22 protein-coding genes are annotated in these 21,608 nt (G+C 71.0%); 13 read left to right on the forward strand and 9 right to left on the reverse strand.

Annotated features, from left to right (window positions below; translation table 11 throughout):
* The first annotated feature begins 168 nt into the window (after positions 1–168).
* The gene (locus JOM49_RS35450; RefSeq protein WP_209668499.1) at positions 169–573 is read left to right on the forward strand and encodes a peptidase inhibitor family I36 protein; all 405 of its coding nucleotides are present in this window, start codon (positions 169–171) and stop codon (positions 571–573) included.
* A 25-nt stretch (positions 574–598) separates the two neighbouring features.
* Here JOM49_RS35450 and JOM49_RS35455 read toward each other — a convergent pair whose 3' ends face one another.
* Positions 599–1,612: an NADP-dependent oxidoreductase gene (locus JOM49_RS35455; RefSeq protein WP_308158984.1), complete on the reverse strand. Its 1,014-nt coding sequence runs from the start codon at positions 1,610–1,612 to the stop codon at positions 599–601.
* 110 nt (positions 1,613–1,722) lie between these two features.
* Between JOM49_RS35455 and JOM49_RS35460 the strand changes: the two genes are divergently transcribed.
* Positions 1,723–2,277 (forward strand): TetR/AcrR family transcriptional regulator, encoded by a 555-nt coding sequence (locus JOM49_RS35460; RefSeq protein WP_209668500.1) that lies wholly within the window; start codon positions 1,723–1,725, stop codon positions 2,275–2,277.
* Positions 2,278–2,382: 105 nt separating this feature from the next.
* Positions 2,383–3,132 (forward strand): GH12 family glycosyl hydrolase domain-containing protein, encoded by a 750-nt coding sequence (locus tag JOM49_RS35465; protein ID WP_209668501.1) that lies wholly within the window; start codon positions 2,383–2,385, stop codon positions 3,130–3,132.
* A gap of 78 nt (positions 3,133–3,210) precedes the next feature.
* On the opposite strand, the gene JOM49_RS35470 is transcribed toward JOM49_RS35465, so the two are convergent.
* The 3 genes from JOM49_RS35470 to JOM49_RS44240 form a co-directional block, all read right to left on the reverse strand.
* Entirely contained in the window at positions 3,211–3,666 is a 456-nt protein-coding gene (locus tag JOM49_RS35470) for a DUF6463 family protein (RefSeq protein WP_209668502.1), read from the reverse strand.
* Positions 3,667–3,746: 80 nt separating this feature from the next.
* On the reverse strand, positions 3,747–4,400 hold the full coding sequence (locus tag JOM49_RS35475) for a response regulator (RefSeq protein WP_209668503.1): 654 nt from the start codon (positions 4,398–4,400) through the stop codon (positions 3,747–3,749).
* A complete protein-coding gene (locus JOM49_RS44240; RefSeq protein WP_209668504.1) occupies positions 4,397–5,641 on the reverse strand; it encodes a sensor histidine kinase in 1,245 nt (414 codons plus the stop codon). The genes JOM49_RS35475 and JOM49_RS44240 overlap by 4 nt, the downstream gene beginning before the upstream one ends.
* Before the next feature lie 141 nt (positions 5,642–5,782).
* Here JOM49_RS44240 and JOM49_RS35485 point away from each other — a divergent pair, with 141 nt between their 5' ends.
* From JOM49_RS35485 to ligD (JOM49_RS43505), 7 genes are all read left to right on the forward strand, one after another.
* A complete protein-coding gene (locus JOM49_RS35485) occupies positions 5,783–6,580 on the forward strand; it encodes an ANTAR domain-containing protein (RefSeq protein ID WP_209668505.1) in 798 nt (265 codons plus the stop codon).
* 106 nt (positions 6,581–6,686) lie between these two features.
* Positions 6,687–7,145, forward strand: a complete 459-nt coding sequence (locus tag JOM49_RS35490; protein ID WP_209668506.1) for an SRPBCC family protein — start codon at positions 6,687–6,689, stop codon at positions 7,143–7,145.
* 387 nt (positions 7,146–7,532) lie between these two features.
* Positions 7,533–8,294 carry an ATP-binding protein gene (locus JOM49_RS35495; RefSeq protein ID WP_372444151.1) on the forward strand — a complete coding sequence of 254 codons (762 nt, stop codon included), beginning with the start codon at positions 7,533–7,535 and terminating at the stop codon, positions 8,292–8,294.
* A 25-nt stretch (positions 8,295–8,319) separates the two neighbouring features.
* Positions 8,320–9,132 (forward strand): SDR family NAD(P)-dependent oxidoreductase, encoded by an 813-nt coding sequence (locus JOM49_RS35500; protein WP_209668508.1) that lies wholly within the window; start codon positions 8,320–8,322, stop codon positions 9,130–9,132.
* A gap of 49 nt (positions 9,133–9,181) precedes the next feature.
* Entirely contained in the window at positions 9,182–9,388 is a 207-nt protein-coding gene (locus JOM49_RS35505; protein ID WP_209668509.1) for a hypothetical protein, read from the forward strand.
* 98 nt (positions 9,389–9,486) lie between these two features.
* A complete protein-coding gene (gene ligD / locus JOM49_RS43500) occupies positions 9,487–10,482 on the forward strand; it encodes a non-homologous end-joining DNA ligase (RefSeq protein ID WP_245369584.1) in 996 nt (331 codons plus the stop codon).
* Positions 10,479–11,390, forward strand: coding sequence for a non-homologous end-joining DNA ligase (gene ligD, locus JOM49_RS43505; RefSeq protein WP_245369585.1), 912 nt, complete (start codon positions 10,479–10,481; stop codon positions 11,388–11,390). The genes ligD (JOM49_RS43500) and ligD (JOM49_RS43505) overlap by 4 nt, the downstream gene beginning before the upstream one ends.
* A 366-nt stretch (positions 11,391–11,756) precedes the next feature.
* Here ligD (JOM49_RS43505) and JOM49_RS35515 read toward each other — a convergent pair whose 3' ends face one another.
* A complete protein-coding gene (locus JOM49_RS35515; RefSeq protein ID WP_209668510.1) occupies positions 11,757–12,482 on the reverse strand; it encodes an SDR family oxidoreductase in 726 nt (241 codons plus the stop codon).
* A gap of 83 nt (positions 12,483–12,565) precedes the next feature.
* Here JOM49_RS35515 and JOM49_RS35520 point away from each other — a divergent pair, with 83 nt between their 5' ends.
* Positions 12,566–13,522, forward strand: coding sequence for a LysR family transcriptional regulator (locus JOM49_RS35520; protein ID WP_209668511.1), 957 nt, complete (start codon positions 12,566–12,568; stop codon positions 13,520–13,522).
* Here JOM49_RS35520 and helR read toward each other — a convergent pair.
* From helR to JOM49_RS35535, 3 genes are all read right to left on the reverse strand, one after another.
* On the reverse strand, positions 13,428–15,608 hold the full coding sequence (gene helR / locus JOM49_RS35525; RefSeq protein ID WP_209668512.1) for an RNA polymerase recycling motor ATPase HelR: 2,181 nt from the start codon (positions 15,606–15,608) through the stop codon (positions 13,428–13,430). The genes JOM49_RS35520 and helR overlap by 95 nt on opposite strands.
* Positions 15,609–15,788: 180 nt before the next feature.
* Positions 15,789–16,466 (reverse strand): hypothetical protein, encoded by a 678-nt coding sequence (locus JOM49_RS35530; RefSeq protein WP_209668513.1) that lies wholly within the window; start codon positions 16,464–16,466, stop codon positions 15,789–15,791.
* A 34-nt stretch (positions 16,467–16,500) separates the two neighbouring features.
* The gene (locus JOM49_RS35535) at positions 16,501–17,475 is read right to left on the reverse strand and encodes a YbhB/YbcL family Raf kinase inhibitor-like protein (protein ID WP_209668514.1); all 975 of its coding nucleotides are present in this window, start codon (positions 17,473–17,475) and stop codon (positions 16,501–16,503) included.
* 118 nt (positions 17,476–17,593) lie between these two features.
* Between JOM49_RS35535 and JOM49_RS35540 the strand changes: the two genes are divergently transcribed.
* Both JOM49_RS35540 and JOM49_RS44245 read left to right on the forward strand, forming a co-directional pair.
* Positions 17,594–18,235, forward strand: coding sequence for a GntR family transcriptional regulator (locus JOM49_RS35540; RefSeq protein WP_209671997.1), 642 nt, complete (start codon positions 17,594–17,596; stop codon positions 18,233–18,235).
* 88 nt (positions 18,236–18,323) lie between these two features.
* Positions 18,324–20,123 carry a fibronectin type III domain-containing protein gene (locus tag JOM49_RS44245; RefSeq protein ID WP_209668515.1) on the forward strand — a complete coding sequence of 600 codons (1,800 nt, stop codon included), beginning with the start codon at positions 18,324–18,326 and terminating at the stop codon, positions 20,121–20,123.
* Between the two features lie 6 nt (positions 20,124–20,129).
* Here the strand turns inward: JOM49_RS44245 and JOM49_RS44250 are convergent, their stop codons facing one another.
* Positions 20,130–21,563 carry a flavin-containing monooxygenase gene (locus JOM49_RS44250; protein WP_308158985.1) on the reverse strand — a complete coding sequence of 478 codons (1,434 nt, stop codon included), beginning with the start codon at positions 21,561–21,563 and terminating at the stop codon, positions 20,130–20,132.
* Positions 21,564–21,608 lie beyond the last annotated feature (45 nt).

Genomic DNA, 21,608 nt, shown 5'->3' on the forward strand with positions numbered 1-21,608 from the left:
TGTCGAGAATTCATCTCGACGAAAAACAAATGGATCTTGGGGAGGATTCATTACTGTGCCGGCCGTCCTTTCGGCCAGGCGCGCGTCTTTCGATATTCTCCGAATACACCTTCCCCAGGCTCCATTCTGCCCGGAAAGGGATGATTCGCTGTGTTCACCACGAAAAGAATGGCCGGATCGATCGCCGTCACCACGATGGCCGCTGGACTCGCGCTGGCCGTCACACCGGCCGCCAGCGCGGGAGCTCGCGACGGCGTCTGCGACAAGGGGGAATTCTGCCTGTACTACGGGCCCAACCGCACCGGTTCCGTGTCGGACTTCACCGGCTCCATACCGGACTACGGCGCCACGCAGCCGACCTGCTACGAATACAGGGGCCCCGGAGCCGGCAAGGGGCAGTGCGTCAAGAACAACGCGGTCTCGGCGTGGAACAACACCACCAAGTTCCGGGTGACCGTGTACTTCAACAGCAACTACGGCGGCATTTCGGACACCTTCCTCCCCGGAGAATACGGCAACCTGATCCCGGCCATGCAGAAGGAGAACGCCTCGCACAAGTTCGTCGCGGTGTAATCCCCGGCCGCACCGCCCACTCGTGCTACTGAACCACCGTGAGCACGATTTTGCCCTGGAGGTGCCCTCGGGCGGCGCGTTCGTGGGCGGCGCGGGCGTCCGCGAGGGGGAATGTGCTGTCGAGTGCGACGCGTACCGTGCCCGCGTCGAGCAAGGGGGTCAGTTCGGCGAGTTGTGCGCCGTTCGCGCGGACCTGGGTGGCGGTGACCGTGACACCCAGGTTCGCGATCTCCTCGTCGTCGAATTCGCCGAAGTACACCGGATAAAGGGCACCACCGCGGTTCAGGGTGCCCAGGAAGCGTTTGCTGTCGGGGCCGCCGACGTTGTCCAGGACCAGATCGAGGCCTCGGGCGACTTCTTCGGGCCGTTCCCGGGTGTAATCGATGAATTCGTCGGCGCCGAGTTCGCGCAGGAACGACTCGTGGGCGCCGGAAGCCACGGCGATGACGTGCGCTCCCTTCCACTTGGCCAGCTGGAGAGCCAGGTGCCCGACGCCACCGGCAGCACCGTTGATGAGCACCCTGGCGCCACCGAGGGCCATCGGGCGGTGCCGGGCCTCCTGGAACGGCGACGGCTCGTCGTGCCCGAGTTCGATCAGGAACTGCCACGCGGTCAGCACCGACATCGGCAGGGCGGCGGCCTGCACGTGGTCGAGCGTGGCCGGTTTGCGAGCCAGGTCGGACGCCGGCGCGGTCACGTACTCGGCGTACGCGCCACTCTGGAGCGCGGCGGGGAAGCGCAGCAGACCGAACACCTCGTCCCCGGCCGCGAAACCGTCGACATCGGCCGCGACGGCTTCCACCACACCGGAGACGTCGGTCCCCGGTATCGCGGGGAGGTCGAACGGCGGCTTGAGTTCCGGAGGCACGCCGGGCATCCCCGCACGCGCATACCAGTCGGGCGGGTTGAGCCCCGCCGCGTGCACGCGGACGAGCACCTCCCCCGGCCCCGGCGCGGGGACCGGCACCTCCTCGTGACGCAGCACTTCGGGGCCGCCGAACTGGTGCAGCCGAACGGCTTTCATGGTCTCTACCGGCACAGCGCTCTCCTGCGTCTCTCGCGGGGTAACCTAAGTGAACCAGAGATCCGTTTTTCCGGATCAGTGATCCAAATATATGGGTCAGTGATCCGTTTGCGCAAGGAGGGCTGATGAGGGCGGATGCCCGGGCCAACCGCGACCGCCTGCTGGTCGTCGCCGGTGACGTCATCACCGAGCAGGGCGCCGACGCGTCGATGCGCGACATCGCCCGCCGGGCCGGGGTCGGGCTGGCGACGCTGCTACGGCACTTCCCGACCCGGGAAGCACTGCTCGAAGCCTTGCTGCGCACGAGTTTCGACGAGTTGACGGCACGGGCAGCCGAGGTCGAGACCGCCAGTTCACCCGAGGACGCATTGAAGCTGTGGCTTCGCGATTTCGTCGCCCGCACGACGGACTACCGCGGCGTCGTGACCTCGATGATGCGGGCGATCGAGGACCCCGAATCCGCGCTCCACAACTCCTGCGTCACCATGCGCGCGGCCGGTACCCGGCTCCTGAACCGTGCCCAGGCGGCGGACGTGGCACGCGCCGACCTCGACGGCGCCGACCTGTTCGCCCTGGCTTCGTCGCTGGCCTGGCTCGGTGACCAACCCGGGCTCGAGCCACGTGCCGAGCACCTGTTCGAGGTGGTCATGAGCGCCATCCTGACGAATCGGGCGAGCTGACGTCCGACCCCGCTTGACACGGCGACCCCCGAACGTCACCGTAAGCATGGGAGCGCTCCCATAACGTTGCCTGTCCGGTGCGCCGGACACCGCGAAAGGAGTCCCATGCGCAACGCCTTCAGAACCCTGCTCTCCGCGTGCCTGCTGGCCGCCGGCGCGGTCGTCGCCACGGCCGGGCCCGCGCAGGCCGACGTGACGATCTGCGACCAGTACGGCTCGACCACCATCCAAGGCCGGTACGTGGTGCAGAACAACCGCTGGGGCAGCTCGGCGACCCAGTGCATCAACGTCACCTCGAACGGGTTCCAGCTCACCACCCAGCAGGGCTCGGCGCCGACCAACGGCGCGCCGCTGTCCTACCCGTCGGTCTTCCTCGGCTGCCACTACACCAACTGCTCCCCCGGTTCCACGCTGCCGATGCAGGTCAGCCGGATCCGCAACGCGACCTCGTCGATCAACTACCGCTACGCAGGCGGCACCTACAACGCCTCCTACGACATCTGGCTCGACCCCACGCCGAAGACCAACGGGGTGAACCAGATGGAGATCATGATCTGGCTCAACCGCCAGGGCCCGATCCAGCCGATCGGCAGCGTCGTGGGCACCACCTCGCTCGGCGGGCGCAGCTGGGAGGTGTGGCGCGGCAGCAACGGCGCCAACAACGTCATCTCCTACGTCGCGCCGTCGGCCACCACGTCGTGGTCGTTCAACGTCATGGACTTCATCAACGACACCATCGCGCGCGGCGCCATCAACAGTTCCTGGTACCTGACTAGCATCCAGGCCGGTTTCGAACCGTGGAACGGCGGCGTCGGCCTGGCCGTCGACAACTTCTCGGCCTCGGTCACCAGCTGAGCACAGCGCTACCGAAGGGGTCCCGGGCCGTTCCCGGGACCCCGGTCCGGGGCCCGCTCGAGCTGTGCTGGCGCGGCCTCAGCGGTGGCTCGGCTCCCGGCGGGTGGTCCAGGCACCCGCCGCGAGCAGCGTGCCGATGAGCAGCAGGATCAGCGTTCCCCCGTCGAAGCCGCTGAGGAGTCCGATGAGGACGGACCAGGCGATCACGCCACCGCCCAGCCAGCCGGGTACGTGTTCGCCGCGGCGGGTCAACCGGGTGACGAGCGAGCCGAGCAGAAGCAGTGGCACGCCGAAACTGCCGACGCTGAACCAAAAAGCCTCCGCCATGGCGAGCCGGTCGGCCGAGGGGAGCAGCGGGATGACGTAGAAGAATCCTTCGTCGGCGATCCGCGCCCAGACGTCCTGGCGCATCAGGGTGGAGACCACGGTGTGGAAGACGCCGCCACACATCGCGAGGATTCCGCCCCACGCGGTGAGGCTGCGCCACCAGGCGCGCGAAGTGACCGGCTCGGGACGGGTATCGGTGATTGCCATGTGCACCAGGCTGCGCCTCGCGCGGGCGGAAATCTTCGGCCGCGGGTCGGCGGCCGCTCCACCGAAGTGATGAGATCGGCCTAGCCCGGACGGACGAGGCCGTTCTCGTAGGCGAAGATCACCGCCTGCACCCGGTCGCGGATCTCCAGCTTCGCCAGGAGGTGGCCGACGTGCGTTTTCACCGTGGCCTCGGAGAGGAAGAGCCGTTGCGCGGCCTCGGCGTTGGAGTGCCCCTGGGCGATCTCCAGCAGGACATCGCGTTCCCTCGCGGTGAGCCGTTTCACCAGTGGTGAAGCGTCGCGGGCGATCTGCGCGGTCGCCAGGTGGTCCAGCATGCGGCGAGTCGTGGACGTCGCGATCACCGCGTCACCGGCGTGGACGGCGCGGATCGCGTGGAGCACCTCGTCGGCCGACGCGTCCTTGAGCAGGAACCCGCTCGCACCGGCACGCAGCCCGGCGAAGGCGTACTCGTCGAGGTCGAAGGTCGTCAGCAGGATCACCTTGGGCGCGTTCTCGCGGGCGGTCACCAGCGCGGTGGCCTCGACGCCGTTCATGCGCGGCATCTGCACGTCCATCAGCACCACGTCGACCGGTGTCCCGGCGAGCTTCGCCACCGCCTCGACGCCGTCGGCCGCCTGCACCACGATCCGGATGTCGTCGGTGGCGTCGACCACCATGGCCAGGCCGACGCGGACCAGCTGCTGGTCGTCGACCAGTGCGACGCTGATCGTCATTCCGAAGCCCCCTGCTCACCGGCGCGGAACTCCGCGCGCACCCGGAAGCCGCCGTCGGCGGGACCGGCCTCGAACCTACCGCCCGCGGCCCGCACCCGTTCCCGCACTCCACGCAGGCCGACACCGGCGCCAGGCACCGCCCGCCGGTCCTCGGTGTCCCCGCCGTCGTCCTCGACGGTGATCACCGACGCCTGCGGGGTGTGCGTGATCGTGACGGTGACGGTGGGGTGCGGGCCCGCGTGCTTGACGCTGTTGGTCAACGCCTCCTGGACCAGGCGATACGCGGCCACGGCCGCACCCGGTGTCATCACCTCCGCCGATCCCCGCTCGACCAGTCCGACATCGACCCCCGTCGCGCGCACCCGGTCCACCAAGGCCGGGATCTCGGCTAGTGAGGGCTGCACGGCTTCCCGCGGTGCGGCCTCCCGCAACACCTGGAGCGTGCCGCGCATGTCGGTCAGCGCCTCCCGGGCGGTGTCGGCGATGACGGACAGCGCCTGGGCCGCGCGGTCCGGCGACTTGGCGGCGATCGCGGAGCCGCCTTCGGCCTGGCGCACGATGACCGCCAGGGAGTGGGCGACGATGTCGTGCATGTCGCGGGCGATGCGCTGGCGTTCACCGGTCGCGGCCTGCTCGGCGGCTTCCGCGGTCTCTTCGACCATGCGCCGCCGCCAGTCGAAGTGGAACCGGCCCACCGTCCAGGTGCCCGCCACGGCCGCGACCAGGGCGAGCAACGCCAGCAGCAACGTGAGCCACCCCGCGGGCAGCGCGCCGAAGCCCGTCGCCGTCCTCGCGGTGCACAGCAACGCCCCGGCCACACCGATCCCGAGGGCGAGCAGGCTCTGGCGCCGGGGACGCTGCGCGGCGACCGTGTAGAGGAGCAGCAGGTAGACCGCCGAAGACGGGAGGAAGAACAGCGGGATCTCCATGTCTTCACTGGCCGCCGCCAGGCCCAGCGCCGAGGGCCGGACCACCGTGTTCGGCAGCGCGACGGTCACCAGCATCGCCAGGCTGGCGAGGAAGAACGCGACTTCGGTGGCGATCCGGCGCAACGCGACGGTGGCGAGCAGCACGCACCCGCAGCCACCGGCCACCCACTGCACCCAGGCCTGCGACCTGGCCACCTCCAGGATGGCGAGCGACGGCGGCACCATGACCGCGGCGACAGCCAGCGCGAGCAGAGCGTCCGGCACGACCGGCCGCGCCCGCATCCACCGATCGGCGCGGTCGGTCCAGGTCACGGCCCGATCATAGCCTCCGGGGCCCGCCGATCGACGCGGTGTGACCGGCCGGCAGCGGCAGTCATCAAGCGTTGCACAAGCGATGCGATATGGCGACACTGGTACCGGCACGCACCACACCGGGTACCGCAGGGAGATTCCATGGTCGAACACGGGGCTGTCTCACCGGAGTGGAAACCGCTGATCACCTTGCTGGAGACCATTCTCGGCCGCGTGTGGGAGGAACTCGAGCCCTGGCAGCCCCGGTGCGTCGCGGTCACCGCCGGGCACGCCGGCGCGTCCGGCCCCGCCGTCCCGGTCAAGCTGGCGGCACTGGGCGCCGGCGCGAGCTTCATCGACGCGCAGCTCGAGCACGGGGGTCCGGTCGTCGATGCCATGGCGTCCGGGGACCCGATGAGCACCGACAACGTGTGGGCGGAACCGCGCTGGCCCGCCCTCGCCCAGTCACTGCTCGCCGGACAGGCACCCGGCCGGCGCGAGGTCTGGGCGAGCATCAGCGGCATGGCGGTGGCGCCCAGCGGCTGGCACCACGGGGGTGGCGCGGCGTTGTCCTGCTGCGTGCCCGGTCCGGCCGCGGAACCGATCCTCGAGGTGCTCAACCGCTACGAACCCTTGGTGGCGGCCTCGTTGACCGTGGTGCACGCGTCCACTGTAGACGGTGCCGACGACTCACTGCGCATGCTGCGGTCGCGGGCGGTCATCGAACAGGCCAAGGGCGCGATCGTCGCCGCGTCCGGCTGTGACGCGCACAGCGCCTGGGTCAGACTGCGGACGGCGAGCCAGAACTTCAACATCAAACTCCGCGACATCGCCGTGGCGCTGATCGAGCACATCGGGCAGGCGCCGGCCGAGCAGCCCGCCGGACTGCCGTTCACCAGGCCCGACGACGTCACCCGCGACGTGGCCCGGCGCACCTGGCAGGAGATCACCGGCCGCTGACCGCCCGTGGTCCGGCGGCAGATGTGTAAAGCCGCGCCGGACCGGGCACTCCTCCGGCAACAACGATGCACAAGCGTTGCAACGAGGAAGAGGAGTGTGAGCCGTAGTGGGTTCGATCACCAAGTCGGTCGACGTCGAGGTGCCGATCGGGACCGTCTACAACCAGTGGACGCAGTTCGAGGACTTCCCGCAGTTCATGGAGGGCGTGGACCGCATCGAACAGCTCGACGACAAGCACACCCGCTGGGAGGTGTCCGTGGCCGGGGTCAGCAGGCAGTTCGAGGCCACGATCACCGAGCAGCACCCGGAAGAGCGGGTGGCGTGGACCTCGGACTCCGGCCCGAACCACGCCGGTGTGGTGACCTTCCACCGCATCGCGGACGGCACCACCCGGGTCACCGCGCAGCTGGACATCGACCCCGAGGGCTTCGTCGAGCAGGCCGCCGACAAGCTGGGCATCCTCGACCGCCGGGTCCAGGGCGACCTGGACCGGTTCAAGGTCTTCATCGAGCAGCGCGGGCGTGAGACCGGCGCCTGGCGGGGCGACGTGCAGCGCCCGTCCTGACCCGCCACCTGATGTCCTGCGTGGACCCACCGGCCCGGCGATCGAGGCCGTGATGCACCGGGCCGGTGGGAGTTCCGCGGGGCGCCGCCGCTGTGACCACGGAGTGATGGGTGGCCACAGCGGCGACCTGACGGGTGCCCCACCCCACGCCGGGCACCCAGCTTGGTTCCGCAGGTGATTCGAAGCCGTCGCCACCCCGGCTTGGTGGCGGCGGCGACTTTTTGCGCATCCGTCGGCCGGGGTTCGGCGAAATTCGGCGAATGACCTGGTCGAGGCGTACTCTGGAGGGCCAGGGCGAGCACCACCAGGGAGCCCCACGGGGCTGATCGGCGAATCCGATTCGCCAGGCGGGAGAGCCGGATCATCCAGACCGGCGGCCGTGCGGGTTTGCACTTCGACTTCGGCGACCATGACGGGTGCAGCGTGGTCCGGGTCGCCGGGGAACTCGATCTGCTGGAGTACCCGCGGTTGCGGGACACGCTGCTCAAGTGCGCGGTCGAGCAGCCACCGGCGGTGCTCGTGGTGGTGGACGAGCTGATCGCGACCACTCCCAGCCTGCTGAGCGTGTTCGCCCAGGCCTGGAACCGGTTGTCCGACTGGCCGAACGTGCCGGTCTTCCTCGTCGCCACCGGCGAACCGATGCGCCGGGTGCTCCGCGAAGCCTCGGTGGCCCGGTTCGTCCCGGCCTTCGAGTCCCTCGCCGACGCGGCGAACGCGGTGGCGACGGAGCCCCGGCGCCGCTACACCAAGATCGGCTTCCGCCGGCTGCCGGACACGGCCCGGCTCGCCAGGGACTTCACCCGGCAGGTGTGCCTCCAGTGGCTGCCGAAAGCCCCGATCACCCCCGACGCGCTGCTGGTGGTCAACGAGCTGGTCGACAACGTGCTCGTGCACACCGACTCGGAGCCGACCCTGCGCCTGGAACTGCGGGCCAACCACTTCAGCATCGCGGTCAGCGATTCCTCGTCCACCCCGGCCCGGCTGCGCGAGGGCATCGACGGCGCGAACGGCGGGCTCGGCCTGCGGCTGGTCGCCCAGCTGACGAAGACCTGGGGCAGCACCCCGGCGCTCTCCGGCGGCAAGGTGGTGTGGGGCGTGCTGGTGACCAATCCGCGGACGCGGGTTTTTCAGCCGTTCTCCGTGTCCTAGCCGCGGTCGCGGGTAGCCCGATGGCATGAACACGACAGACACCACAGCAGGGAAGCCGTTCGCCGTGGTCACCGGCGCGTCCAGCGGGATCGGGCTGGAGCTGGCGAAGCAGTTCGGGAAGAACGGCTACGACGTGCTGGTCACCGCGGAAGACGACGAACTGACCGGCGCCGCCGAACAGGTGCGTGAGTTCGGGACGCGGGTCGACGCCGTGCGCGCCGACCTCGCCACCCCGGAAGGCGTGGAGAAGCTCGCCGACGAGGTGGCGGGCACCGGCAGGCCGGTCGCCGCGCTCGCGCTCAACGCCGGGGTCGGCGCCGGTGGCGCCTTCGTCGGGGACACCCCGCTCGAGGACCACCTGGCCGTGGTGGACCTCAACGTCCGCTCGACGGTGCATCTGGCCTACCGGCTGCTGCCGCCGATGGTCGGCCGCGGTGCCGGGCGGGTGCTGTTCACCTCGTCGATCGCGGCCACCGCACCGGGCCCGTACCAGTCGGTCTACAACGCGTCCAAAGCCTTCGTGAAGTCGTTCGGCGAGGCGCTGCGGGACGAGTTGAAGGACACCGGGGTCACGGTGACCACCCTGATGCCCGGGCCCACGGAGACCGAGTTCTTCGACCGCGCGGGCATGCGGGACACCAAGGTCGGCGCGGGCAGCAAGGACAGCGCGGCGGTGGTGGCGAAGCAGGGCTACGACGCGCTGATGGCCGGTAAGGACCACGTGGTCACCGCGTCGGTGAAGAACAAGGCGATGGCCACCGCGGGCAACGTGCTGCCGGATCCGGCGATCGCCGCGCAGCACCGGCGCATGTCCGAGCCCGGGTCCGCCGAGGAGTGATCGTTCGCGGCACGGGTGTTTCCGCCGAGTCGCTGGGTAACCGATCACCATGACAGCAACGCCTTTCGGGCCGGGTGCGCACTCCGGCGAGCGATCGATCCCCGCTGCCGATGCCGGGAGGGGCGCACCCGAGCCCGAGCCCGGCTTCGGCGTCGAAGGTGACCCGTCGCACGCGCCCGAGCAACCGGACAGTTCCGAAAAGCCCGACGAGCCGGAGAAGCCGGACGAACCGGAAGCCCCGCGCTCCGGGAGCTGACCCCGGCGGGGGACCCGCCGACGCACGATCAGGGAGCTGACCTGCGAGCTTCCGCCCCTCTGTCCACACTGGAGTACAGAGTGGACGGAGGTGCCGCGATGGCACGCAGCGCGGCAGGCCGGGGCGAGGTACCCGCGGCGATCCCGCCGATGCTGGCGGAGGACGCCCGGGTGCTGCCCGCCGGGCCGGGCTGGGTGTTCGAGTGGAAGTGGGACGGCTGGCGCGCGTGCCTGGCCGTCGCCGCCGACGGGACCACGCGGCTGACCAGCCGCAACGGCAACGACCTGACCACCTACTTCCCCGAACTGGGCGGCGTCCTGCGCACCGGCCGGGCGATGGTGCTCGACGGCGAGGTCGTCGCGCTGAACGAACACGCCCGGCCCGAGTTCGGCCGGTTGCAGCGCCGCCGCACCGCGGCCAGCGCCCGCCTGGCCGCGTCCCTGCCGGTGCACTTCTTCGCCTTCGACCTGCTCGTGCTCGGCGGCGAATCGTTGCTGGAGCGGCCTTACACCGAGCGCCGCGACCGCCTCGACGAGCTGCGGCCACCCGCGTCCGGACGGATCGTGGTGCCGCCGTGCTACCCCGACGCCGAACCCGACGACATGCTCAAGGCCGCGATCGACGCCGAGATGGAGGGCGTGGTCGCCAAGAAGGCCGCGTCCCCCTACCGGGCGGGGCGGCGCTCACCGGACTGGCGCAAGCACGCGGTCTTCCACAGCCACACCGCGCTCATCGGTGCCTGGCGCCCCGGCGGCGGCCGCCGCAGCGACACCGTCGGCGCCCTGCTGCTCGGCGCCCACGACGCCGCCGGCGACCTGGTCTACATCGGAGACGTCGGCACCGGCTTCTCCGAGGCCACCCTCGCCGACCTCCTCGACCGCCTCCAGCCGCTGGAACGCGCGCGCAGCCCGTTCAGTGGCGAAGTCCCCCGCGATCGCGCCCGCGGCGTGCACTGGGTCGCCCCGCAACTGGCCTGCGACGTCACCTACCGCAACTTCACGCCCGACCAGCGCCTGCGTCACACCAGCTTCCGCGGCCTGCGCTGGGACAAGGACCACCAGCAGATCCTCGTCCCCGGCCTGCCCAGCCCATGAGCACCGGCGAACGCGTCACCGTCCAGGTCGGCCCGCGGCGCCTGACGCTGACCAACCTGGCCAAGGTGCTGTATCCCGCGACGGGGTTCACCAAGGGCGAGGTGGTCAACTACTACTCCCACATCGCTCCCGTCCTGCTCCCCCACCTCGCCGGTCGCCCGATGACGTTCATCCGGTTCCCCGACGGTGTCGGCGGGCAGCAGTTCTTCGAGAAGAACGCCCCCAACGGCGCACCGGGCTGGCTGCCCACGGTCACGTTGCCCAGCAGCGGTTCCAGCGACACCACGACGTACGCGCTGATCGAGGAACTGCCCGCACTGGTGTGGGCGGCGAACATGGCGGCGCTGGAACTGCACGTTCCACAGTGGACCGCCAACCGCGATGGACGTCGCCGGACACCGGACCGGCTGGTGTTCGACCTCGATCCCGGCCCGGAGACCACCATCGTCGACTGCTGCCGCGTCGCCGAACGACTCCACGAGGTGCTGGCCGCCGACGGGCTGACCGTGTTCGCCAAGACCTCCGGTTCCAAGGGGATGCAGCTCTACTGCGCGATCACCACCGACGACCCCTCGGCCCCCTCGGCATACGCCAAGCGGCTCGCGCGGCAGCTGGCCCGCGAGACCCCGGAACAGGTAACCGCGGTGATGGCGAAGGCCCAGCGCACCGGCAAGGTGTTCATCGACTGGTCGCAGAACAACCCCGCCAAGACCACCGTCGCTCCCTACTCACTGCGCGGGCGTGACCGGCCGACCGCGTCCACGCCCCTCACCTGGGACGAGGTGCACTCCTGCCGCCGCGCCGAGCAACTGGTGTTCACCGCCGACGACGTCCTCGACCGCGTCGACGCCCACGGTGACCTGTTCAGCGGGCTGGCCAGCAGCCCAAGCGCCCTCCCCACTCGCTGAACGCGGGGTTCGGCTGCCTGAGTGCGCGGTTCAGCTGCGTGAGCGTGCGGTTCGGGTGCGTGAGTGTGGGGTTCGGGTGGGGCCGTGAAGGTGGCTTTCATGGGGCGGGAGATGTCATGAATGTGGCTTTCGGGACGTTGGGCGTCTCGAAAGCCACATTCGTGACATGAGCGTCCACTTTTGTACTGGTTGGTCGGCTGTACGAAACGATCCGCGACCGGGGACGCGGTCTGGACGTCCTGTTCGCCAACGCCTCCGTCGCCTCGCTCGGAACGCTCGAGCAGGTGACCGAAGAGCACTTCGAGCAGCTTCACCACCGGTTCGAGCCTGTACGTCGACGGCGGCCTGAACCAGCTCTGAACCGGGTCACCAGGGGACGACGCCCTCGTCGTCGAAGAAGCCGCCGCGTGGGCCGTCGTCCGGCAGGGTGGCGAGCCGGATCGCGATCGCGGCGCCCTCTTCGGCCGTCCGCGGTGCGTTGAAGCCGGTGAAGTCGGTGGCGACGTAGCCGGGGCAGGCGGCGTTCACGATGACGTTCGTGTCGGCGAGCCGGCGGGCGTACTGCGCCGTGACGCTGTTGAGCATCGACTTCGAGGGCGCGTACGCCGCCATGATCGGGCCGGTCCGCAACGTCAGCGAGCCCATGTTGCTGGACATGTTGACGATGCGCGGCGACGCCGCGCGGCGGAGCAGCGGCAGCATCGCGTTCGTCACCCGCACGACCCCGAACACGTTCGTGTCCAGGACCGTGCGGACGACCTCGAGGTCGAGCGTCGTCGGGTCCTGCGCGTCACCGTCCATCCGGCCGGAAATGCCCGCGTTGTTGACGAGCACGTCCAGCCGTCCCGCCGTCTGTTCGAGGTGTGCCGCCGCCGCGGTGACGCTTTCTCCGGAGGTGACGTCGAGGGCCACGCCGAACGCGTCGACACCGGCGGCGAGCAGGCGCTCGACGGCTTCCTTCCGCCTGGTGTCGTCGCGCGCGCCCACCGCGACCGTGAAGCCGACCGCGCCCAGGCCCTGCGCGATGGCGAAGCCGATTCCCTTGTTCGCGCCGGTCACCAGCGCGGTTTTCGTGTCGTTCACCCCATCCATGCTCGGCGCGTCACCCTCCGGGTGTCCAAGACCGATCCAGTACGCCGTGATACTCGCCGGGTATCAGGCGGTAGCCTCGGAAGGTGACCGATCTCGAGACGCGTGAGCTCCGGTACTTCGTCGCCGTCGCCGAGGAACTGCACTTCGGCCGCGCCGCCGTCCGGCTCGGGATCGCCCAGCCGCCGCTCTCCCGCGCGATCCGCCAGCTGGAACAGCGGCTCGGCGTCCAGCTCTTCGAGCGTGACCGGCGCGGAGCGGCGCTCACCGACGCGGGCCGGGTGCTGCTCCGCGAGGCCCCAGCGGCGCTCGACGCGGTCGCGGCCGCCGCGCGCCGGACGCGGCGAGCCGGGAGTCCGACGCGCCCGCTGGTCCTCGTGACGAAAGCCGGGGCTTCCCACGAGCTGCTGCAACGGCTCCTCGACGCGGTCGAACACGAACCCGGTGCGGCACCGGTCGAAGTGCTGCTGTGCGAGGTCGGCGAACAGGCCGGGACGCTCCGGAGTGGACGCGCCGACGTGGCCCTGATGCACCGGCCGTTCGACGACCTCGCCGGGTTCGACACCGAAGACCTCCACGTCGAAGGCCAGATCGCGCTGCTGCCCGCGGGACATCCGCTCGCCGCACGCGAGCAGCTCACGCTGGCGGAGGTCCGCGACGTGCCGGGCCTGCCGATCGCCCGCTGGCCCCGGCTCGACGGGTCCTATCCGGACGGTCCGGGTCCCGAGGTGCGCACCCAGTCCCAGCTCGCCCAGCTCGTGGCGCTCGGCAGGACGCTGCTCGTCATCCCGGCCTCCAGCCGGGCCTGGCAGTGGCCCGACCACGTCGCGGTGCCGGTCATCGACGCGCCGGACGTCACCACCGTGCTCGCCTGGCCGCCGAACAGCCACTCCCCCGCGGTCGCCTCACTCGTCCGCTCGGCGGCCCGGCTCCACGCCGCCGCGCTGCCTACGCCGCCTGGCTACCGGCCTCCTTCAGCCCCGCCAGAACCGGCGGCAACGGGCCCTGGTGCAGCACGCCGAGGCGCTGGGTCGCGCGGGTGAGCGCCACGTACAGCTCGGCCGCGCCACGCGGGCCGTCGGCGAGGATGCGCTCCGGGTCGACCACCAGCACGGCGTCGTACTCCAGCCCCTTCGTCTCCGACGGCGGCACCGCGCCCGGCACGCCCGGCGGGCCGATCACCACGCTGGTGCCTTCGCGGCCCGCCTCGTCACGGACGAACTCCTCGATGGCGGCGGGCAGTTCGTGCTCGGTGACCCGCCGGGACCACGGCTGCACGCCGCACGCGCGCACCGAATCCGGCGGCTGGACCTCCGGTGCGAACTCGGCGAGCACCGCGGCCGCGATACCCATGATCTCCGCCGGCGTGCGGTAGTTCACCGTCAGCGCCCGGTAGACCCACCGGCCGGGCACGTACCGCTCCAGCATCGCGCCCCACGAGGTCGCCCCGGCGGGCGAGCGGCGCTGGGCCAGGTCGCCGACCACGGTGAAGGACCGGTTGGGGCACCGGCGCATCAGCACCCGCCAGTCCATTTCGGACAGTTCCTGCGCCTCGTCGACCACGACGTGCCGGTAGGTCCAGTCCCGGTCCGCGGCGGCGCGCTCGGCGAGGTCACGGGTGTCGCGCTCGACGAAGCGCTCGGCCAGGTCCTCGGCGTAGAGCAGGTCCTTGGCCGCCAGCAGGACGTCCTCGTCCATCTCCTCCCGGTCCAGCGTCATCGTGTCCAGCACCTTGGCGGCGTACTCGGCCTCGGCCCGCCGCTCCCGCTCGGCGGTCTTGTCGACCGGTTTGTCCTCGCCGAGCAGGTCGACCAGCTCGTCGAGCAACGGCACGTCCGACACCGTCCAGGCGTCGCCCTGGACCCGCCAGATCGCCTGGTCGGCACCGGCCGCACGCAGCCGTTCCGGCGATTCGTACAGCGACGCCAGCAGGAAGTCCGGCGTCAGCACCGGCCACAGCTCGGCGAGCGTGGCGGTGAACTTCGCGTCGTCGGCGAGTTCCAGCAGCAGGCCCGACCGCAGCGACTCCCACTCCTGGCGGTCGTCGCGGGTGAGCCAGCCCCGGCCGATCCGGGCGATCGCCCGTTCGGTGAGCACGTAGGTGATGATCTCGGTGAACACCGCCCGGGCCTGGTTGTGCGGCAGCCCGCTGGCGCGCGCCTCCTCCCTCGCCCACTGCGCGGTCTCGGCGTCGATCCGCACCTGGACGTCCCTGAGCTGGATCGACACCGGCTCCTCCGGCAGCCGCTGGCGGTCCGCGACCGCCGCCGCGAGCACGTCCAGCACCTTCAGCGACCCCTTGAGCCGTGCGGCCTCCGGCGTGTCCTCGGCGGTGACGTGCCTGCCGGGCACGTAGTCGCCGGGCGTCATGAACACCACGTCGGACTCGCCCAGCGACGGCAGCACGCGCCCGATGTGGTGCAGGAACGCCGGGCTGGGCCCGACCACGAGCACGCCGTGGCGTTCCATCCGCTCCCGCTGGGTGTAGAGCAGGTAGGCGACCCGGTGCAGCGCCACCACGGTCTTCCCGGTGCCCGGGCCGCCCTCGATCACCAGCACCCCCGGGTGCTCGTGGCGGATGATCTCGTCCTGCTCACCCTGGATGGTCGCCACGATGTCGCGCATGCCCTCGCCGCGTGGCGCGTTGACCGCCGCCAGCAGGGCGGCGTCCCCGCCCTCGTCCCCGCCGGGGCGGCCGAACACCTCGTCGGTGAACCCGGTCAGCTGGCGGCCGCGGGTGTGGAACTGGCGGCGCCGTCGCATGTTCTCCGGGCGCGCGCCGGTGGCCACGTAGAACGCGCGCGCGGCCGGTGCCCGCCAGTCGAGCAGCACCGGTTCGTACCCGTTGTCCTCGTCGAACAGGCCGATCCGGCCGATGTAGGACGGTTCCCCGGACACGCTGTCCAACCGGCCGAAGCACAGCCCGTTGTCCGCCACGTCCAGCCGCTTCGCCTCCCTGGCCCGCGCGCGCACCGCGACGTCGCGTTCCATGGCCGTCTCGCCGGTGCCCCGCACGGCGGCGGTGTACCCCGCCTTCACCCGTGCGCGCTCGGCGTCGAGCCGCGTGTAGAGCCCGCCCACGTAGTCGCGTTCGGACTGAAGTTCGTCTTCATACCCCTGAGTTGACACAAGCCCCTCACTGCGCGCCGATCTCGTCCCGTCCACCCGGTGCCGGGCTCCCCCGCGGAACCACCGTTTCGCGGACCGGCTGATTCTGAAGGACGACCGGGGGCTTGCGGCAAGCCCCGGGGTGCGCTATAAGTTTGGTATGGGAGGGCGTGCGCGCCCTCTTTTTTTGTGCCCGCGGGTTCAGGAGGCGACGGAGTCGAGCAGCCAGTGGTAGCGCAGCCGCAGGGCTCGCTCCACGGCGGACAGCACACCGGCGACGACCATCGTGATGTTCGCCCACCCGGGTAGGCGGATCGGTGAGGTGAAGGTGCCGAGGTGCTCGGCCACCACCGGAATCCGCGTGACGCCCTCGATGCCTTTGAGCAGGGCGACGGAGAGCACGACCAGCAGAATGGCGACGGCCACCACGCCGACAACGGCGCTGGTGCGGGGAAAGCGCTGCCCGAACCGCGCCCGGAGTCCTTCCTGCGAACGGCGATGTGGGCGCAGCGTGCGCTCACCGCCGTCCGCGGAAACGAAGTGCATGCGCTTCAACCCGAACGCGCTGGTGGCGACTTCGATGACGCCACCGGGCACGGGAAAGGTCGCCGGGAGGTTGGCGCGGTAGAGCTGCACCCCGTCCCGGTACAGCGCGGCCGGGCTCTTGCCGCTCGCGCTTTCGTGCTGCTTCTTGGTTTTCGCGTCGACGAGGTAGCGGACGTCGACCGCGTAGGTGTGGTTGCTGCCCGAAGGTTCGGCGAGATCGAGGAAGAACAGCGAACGGGAGAAAACCTGCCAAAGGCGGTAATCGCCGAGCGCGCTCCCGTCGCCGGACCTGACCCGGCCCAGTTGCCAGCGCCGCTTGAGCTCTTTGACCATGCGGTCCAGTAGAAACGGTGCCCTTGGGGCACAGTCAAGCCGCGGCGGCCCGGCGGCGGACAGTGCGCTCGAGAATGCCCAAGGTGGCCTTGAGGGCGGTTTCGGACACCACCGGGAAATCGAGGCGTTCCTTCCACTCCGCACTGGCTTCCGACCAGTCGTAATAGGACGTGACGCGGGTGCCGTCCCCGGCCGGTTCCAGGCGGTAGCCGTAGAGGTGGCGGGCGTGCGGGCGCACCCGGCCTTCGACGGTCCAGGCGATCTCCTCGCCGGGGCGGCACGTGGTGATGACCACCTCGACCTCGTACTTGCCCAGGGGGACGTCGCCGAGGGCTTCCCGGTCCATGTGCACGCGGAAGCGGTCGCCCGCCCGCCGGACCGGGTCCCCTTCGGCGTCCATGAGCATGCCCGACGCGTCGATGTCCACGTGCCCCTTCGGATCGGCCAGTACCGCGAAGACGGCGTCAGCGGGTGCGGGAACGAGCCGGGAGACCTCGATCCGTTCTGGCCCAGGGGTTTCCGCCGTGGCGACCAGGACCGCGCGCCCGAGGGTGTGGGGAGCCATGGTGAACCCGAGGACGGCCGGGGTGGCGTCGGCCGGAACGCCGAGCGATTCGACGTCGAGGGCGTGCACCACGACGAAGTAGCGATGCGGGCCGTGCCCGGCTGGTGGAGCGGCACCGAGGAATCGGGCCACACCAGCGTCGTTCGGCAACTGGACGGCGCCTTCGGGCAGACCCGAGCCGGTGTCGTCGCCTGCTCCTTCGGGCAGTTCCGTGACGGTGGCGGGGATGTCGGCGACCGCCCAGTGCCAGAAGCCGGACCCGGTGGGGGCGTCGGGGTCGTAGACGGTGACGGCGTAACTACGGGTGCCCGCCGGGGCGCCACGCCAGGCCAGGTGCGGGGATTCGTCCTTGCCTTCCAGCCAGGCGGGGCCGGCGGTGCTGACGGTGCCGACTTCGAAGGAGGGCACCTCGGGGAGGCGGGCGAACGGGTCGTTGGCGCTCATCGCGTCGTGTCCTTTCCGGCCGGGGTGGCGGCCACGCGATCGACGATAGCAGGAATAATCGATTATCTATGCGATCGTCTATGCTTGCTCCATGGCTCGAGAAGTTTCGGAGAAGCAGATGCTCTCCGAGCAGGTCTACGGACGCCTGCGGGGCGCGATCATGCGCGGGAGCTACGCGCCCGGCGAGGCCCTCAAACCGCAGGACCTCGCCAAGGAGCACGGCGTGAGCCTGGCCGTGGTGCGCGAAGCGCTGGTGCGGGTGGTCGGCGAGGGCCTCGCCGACCGGCTGCCCAACCGCGGTTTCGCCGTCCCGGCCTACTCCGACCGCCGCTGGCAGGAGATCGCGGAAGCCCGCCGGACCGTCGAACCGGTGGTGCTGCGCCTGTCCATCGAACGCGGCGACGTCGAGTGGGAGGCGCGGGTCCGAGCCGCCCACCACCGGCTGGCCCGCACCCCCGCTTTCGGCCCGGACGAAGGCGCGTACTACAGCGAAGAGTGGTCCGAAGCGCACCGGGTCTTCCACCGCGCCCTCCTGGAGGGGTGCGGCAACCCGGTGCTGCTGGACTCGTTCGACCGGATGTGGTCCGCGAGCGAACTGGCCCGCCGGTGGTCCGCCCACCGCAGTCCCGGCCGCGACCACCTTGTCGAGCACCGGCGGCTCGAAGAAGCCGCACTGGCCCGCGACCCCGACGCCGCGGCCGAAGCACTGACGCGGCACCTCACCCTGACCGCGGCCGGCCTGTCCGGTGAAACGCCCTGACTGAACGGCCTTCAGCGGTCGGCACTGGCAGCAGGAATGGTGTGGCCGGCGGGGACCGGTCCCCGGGCGGGCTGCCTAGGCTCCCGCCGTGGTGGAACCGGTTCGATGGCGGCGGCGCGTGCCGTTGTGGTGCACGGTGACCGCGCTGGCGGTCGTGCTCGGGGTGGCGTTGTCCGGCGCCACCAAACCGGGCACCGAAGTGGACTTCCTCCAGTCCGGGCACTGGGTGTTCAACTCGGCGCTGCAGGTGGTCTTCCACCTCGACGGCGCGAGCGGCACCCTGGACGCCCAGGCGGCCATGCCGGGCGCGGAGCCGGGCAGCCAGGTGGTCCAGGGCGAGACCGGCGGCTATGTGGTCGGCGGCAACCGCATCGTCGAATTCGGCAAGTCCGATCTCGAGGCGAAGAAGTCGATCGCCACCGGGACCGATGAGCGGCCGGTGGCGCTCGAGGTCGCCGGTGGGCCGTACCTGGTGTACCGCCGGGCCGGGCGGATCGTCCGCCTCGGCGACCGGCTCACCACCGTGCCCGCCGGGGGCGGGCTGGGCGAACCGGTGGTCACCACCGCGGGGTCGCTGTGGGTGCACCAGCCCGCCGGCGGCTCGATCTGCGAACTGGCCCGCGACGCGGACCGGCTGGCCTGCCCCGCCGGTGCGCCCGGCGGGCACACCGGCGGACTGACCGTGGTGGCCGACCGGCCCGTGTTCGTCGACACCACCACCGACACCGCGCACCCCATCGGCGCGGACGGCCTCGGCCCGGGTACCGCGCTCGGCGTCGACGCCCCGCCGGACGCCCGGTTCGCCGCCACCGACGTGGCCGGGCGGATCGCCGTGCTCGACCCGCCGCGACGGCGGGTGCACCTGGTGGACACCGGTCCGGCCAGGGCGGCGCCGGTCTCGGTCGACCTGCCCGCCGGGGACTACGCCGAACTCGCCTCCGCCGGGGAGGCGGTGGTGCTGCTCGACCGCGCGAAGAACTCCGTGCTCACCTATGACTCGCGGGGCGCGCTGAAGAAGAACGTGCCGATGCCGCCCGGCGAACCACGGCTGGCCAAGGGCGAGGACTCCCGGGTCTACGTCGACAGCCACGACGGCGGGCACGTCCTGGTGGTCGGGAACGACGGCGATGTGCGGCCGGTGCCGGTGGGCGGCCCGCCGACCCCGGTCGCACAGCCGCCACCTCCGCCGCGGCAGCCGCAGCCATCAGAGGCGCCGCCTCCAAGCCAGTCGCCGAAGCCGCCGCCGCCCGCCAAAACCCAGCGGCAGCAACCTAAATCCGCACCGGCCCAGCCCCAGCAGGCACCGGCGAACCCGGCCAGCCCGCCGGGGGCACCACCCGGGGTCAAGGCCACCGCCGGGAACGCGGCCATCACGGTGAACTGGGGTGCCGCCGCGCCGAACGGCGGCGCGGTGCGCGAGTACCACGTGTCGTGGTCCTCCAGCGCCGGCGGAGGCTCGAAAACCGTCGCCGGGGGCACCCGTTCCACCGCGCTCAGCGGGCTGTCGAACGGCACCACGTACACGATCACCGTGACCGCGGAAAACGTGGCGGGCCGCGGCCCCGGCTCTGGGGCCACCGGTACGCCCATCGCCCCGGAACGCTCGATCACCCTGTCCCGGGGCTCGCCGGTGACCACCATCGACGACTGCTCGATCCCCGAATGCGCCTACATGCGTGTCGTCGCGAAGGGCTTCGACCCCGGGCAGTCCTACACCTTCGTGCCCCACGCCACCGCGACCTCCTACAAAGGCGGTTCGGCCACCAAGACCGCGAAAGCCGACGGCAGCATCACCTTCGAGGCGTTCCACTTCGACCAGATCGACGAAACCGTCTGGGTGACCGCCGACGGCCTCAAGTCCAATCCGATCGTCTGGACCAAGGGCTGACCGGCTTCACCCGCCCGCCAGGTCGGCGTAGCGGTGGGCGAGTCCGCCGGGCAGCAGGTACTCGGCCAGTGGGTTGCCGGTGCGGTGGGCGGGCAGGCCCATGTCGTGCATCAGTTCGTCGGCGCAGTGGATGTCGTAGGGGCCGAAGTCGTAGCCACCGGAACCGGGGAGCACCTGTTCCTGCCACGCCAGGCGCTCGTCGACGGCCTCCTCGGTCGGGGTGGCGCGCAACGTCCCCTCCAGATGACGGGCCAGCCAGTGCGCGGTGAGTTCTACGCCCATCATGTTGTTGAACACCTGACGGAAGCCGACGAACCCCAGCCCGTCGGCGCCGGGTGGCACGATGCCCCGGTAGAGGCGCAGGCGCCCGGCGGCGTCGTGGATCCGCACCCGCGGGTCCAGGAACGGGAAGACGCGGCGGTGGCCGGTGGCGAACACGATCACCTCCGCCGCCACCTCCTCCCCCGTCGCCAGCCGCAGGCCTTCGCTCGTGTACGCCTCGACCTCGCTGACCTTGGCGGTGAGCCGACCGCGGCGGACGGCCCGGGTGTAGCCGCGCGGCATCACCCCGGCGTGCGCGAGGTGGAAGGGCAGCGCCTGCGCGGGCCGCAGTTCCTTCGGCAGCCGGGCCAGGCCCGTGCTGAGCATGATGTCGCGGATGATGAGCCACCACAGCACGCGCTTGACCCGTTCGTCGATGCGGTCGAGGGGCCGCACGCAGGCCGGATCGTGGTAGCGCGGCAGGAGCGCCTCACCGAAGCGGGTGAACAGGATCCACTTGTAGCCCACCAGGCCGAGCAGGAACCGCTCGGGAACCATCCAGTTCACCTTGCGCTGCACCAAAGTGGCCGAACTCGCCTCCCGCGCGGCGCGGGTGGCCAGGTCCAGCGCGGACTTGCCCCCGCCCACGATGATCACGCGGCGGCCGGTGAACGTCCCGTACCGCACCTCGTTGGAGTGCAGCACGGTTCCGCCGAACGCCGCGCGCCCGGGCAGCTCGGGCACGTGGACGTGGTGGTGCGCGCCGCTGGCGACCACGACCTGGTCGAAGGATTCTCGTTGCTCCCCTTCGCTTTCCGGCGAACGGAAGTCCACCGTCCAGCCGGAGGCACCCAGGCGCCCCGGGCCGTCCACCGCCCGGACGGCGGTCACCTCGGTGCGTGGCCGGAGGCGGCCGAGCACCCCGAAGGTCCGGGCGTAGTGCTCCAGGTACCGCTGCGTATCCACGGCGCCGGCGAAGTGCAGGCGGTTGGCCAGGTCCGCGAACTCGAAGATGCGCAGCGCGGACTGGTTGGCCAGCCCGTCGTAGCAGCCGCCGGGAGCCCAGATCCCGCCCACCCGCGGGTACTTGTCGAAGACCGTGACGTCGGAACCCCGCTCCAGCAACACCTTCGCCGCGGCGATCCCCGCCGGTCCCGCTCCGACCACGCACACCTTCACCACGGCACCCCCGGGTCATCGGCGTCACCAGCACGCCCATCATGC

Source organism: Amycolatopsis magusensis (genome assembly GCF_017875555.1).
Classification (GTDB): domain Bacteria; phylum Actinomycetota; class Actinomycetes; order Mycobacteriales; family Pseudonocardiaceae; genus Amycolatopsis; species Amycolatopsis magusensis.

Bases quoted from the DNA above. Each gene is read 5' to 3' on its own strand.
- JOM49_RS35450 (WP_209668499.1), top strand. From the start codon at position 169: ATGGCCGGATCGATCGCCGTCACCACGATGGCCGCTGGACTCGCGCTG.
- JOM49_RS35460 (WP_209668500.1), top strand. From the start codon at position 1,723: ATGAGGGCGGATGCCCGGGCCAACCGCGACCGCCTGCTGGTCGTCGCC.
- JOM49_RS35465 (WP_209668501.1), top strand. From the start codon at position 2,383: ATGCGCAACGCCTTCAGAACCCTGCTCTCCGCGTGCCTGCTGGCCGCC.
- JOM49_RS35470 (WP_209668502.1), bottom strand. From the start codon at position 3,666: ATGGCAATCACCGATACCCGTCCCGAGCCGGTCACTTCGCGCGCCTGG.
- JOM49_RS35475 (WP_209668503.1), bottom strand. From the start codon at position 4,400: ATGACGATCAGCGTCGCACTGGTCGACGACCAGCAGCTGGTCCGCGTC.
- JOM49_RS35485 (WP_209668505.1), top strand. From the start codon at position 5,783: ATGGTCGAACACGGGGCTGTCTCACCGGAGTGGAAACCGCTGATCACC.
- JOM49_RS35500 (WP_209668508.1), top strand. From the start codon at position 8,320: ATGAACACGACAGACACCACAGCAGGGAAGCCGTTCGCCGTGGTCACC.
- JOM49_RS35505 (WP_209668509.1), top strand. From the start codon at position 9,182: ATGACAGCAACGCCTTTCGGGCCGGGTGCGCACTCCGGCGAGCGATCG.
- ligD (WP_245369584.1), top strand. From the start codon at position 9,487: ATGGCACGCAGCGCGGCAGGCCGGGGCGAGGTACCCGCGGCGATCCCG.
- ligD (WP_245369585.1), top strand. From the start codon at position 10,479: ATGAGCACCGGCGAACGCGTCACCGTCCAGGTCGGCCCGCGGCGCCTG.
- JOM49_RS35515 (WP_209668510.1), bottom strand. From the start codon at position 12,482: ATGGATGGGGTGAACGACACGAAAACCGCGCTGGTGACCGGCGCGAAC.
- JOM49_RS35530 (WP_209668513.1), bottom strand. From the start codon at position 16,466: ATGGTCAAAGAGCTCAAGCGGCGCTGGCAACTGGGCCGGGTCAGGTCC.
- JOM49_RS35535 (WP_209668514.1), bottom strand. From the start codon at position 17,475: ATGAGCGCCAACGACCCGTTCGCCCGCCTCCCCGAGGTGCCCTCCTTC.
- JOM49_RS35540 (WP_209671997.1), top strand. From the start codon at position 17,594: ATGCTCTCCGAGCAGGTCTACGGACGCCTGCGGGGCGCGATCATGCGC.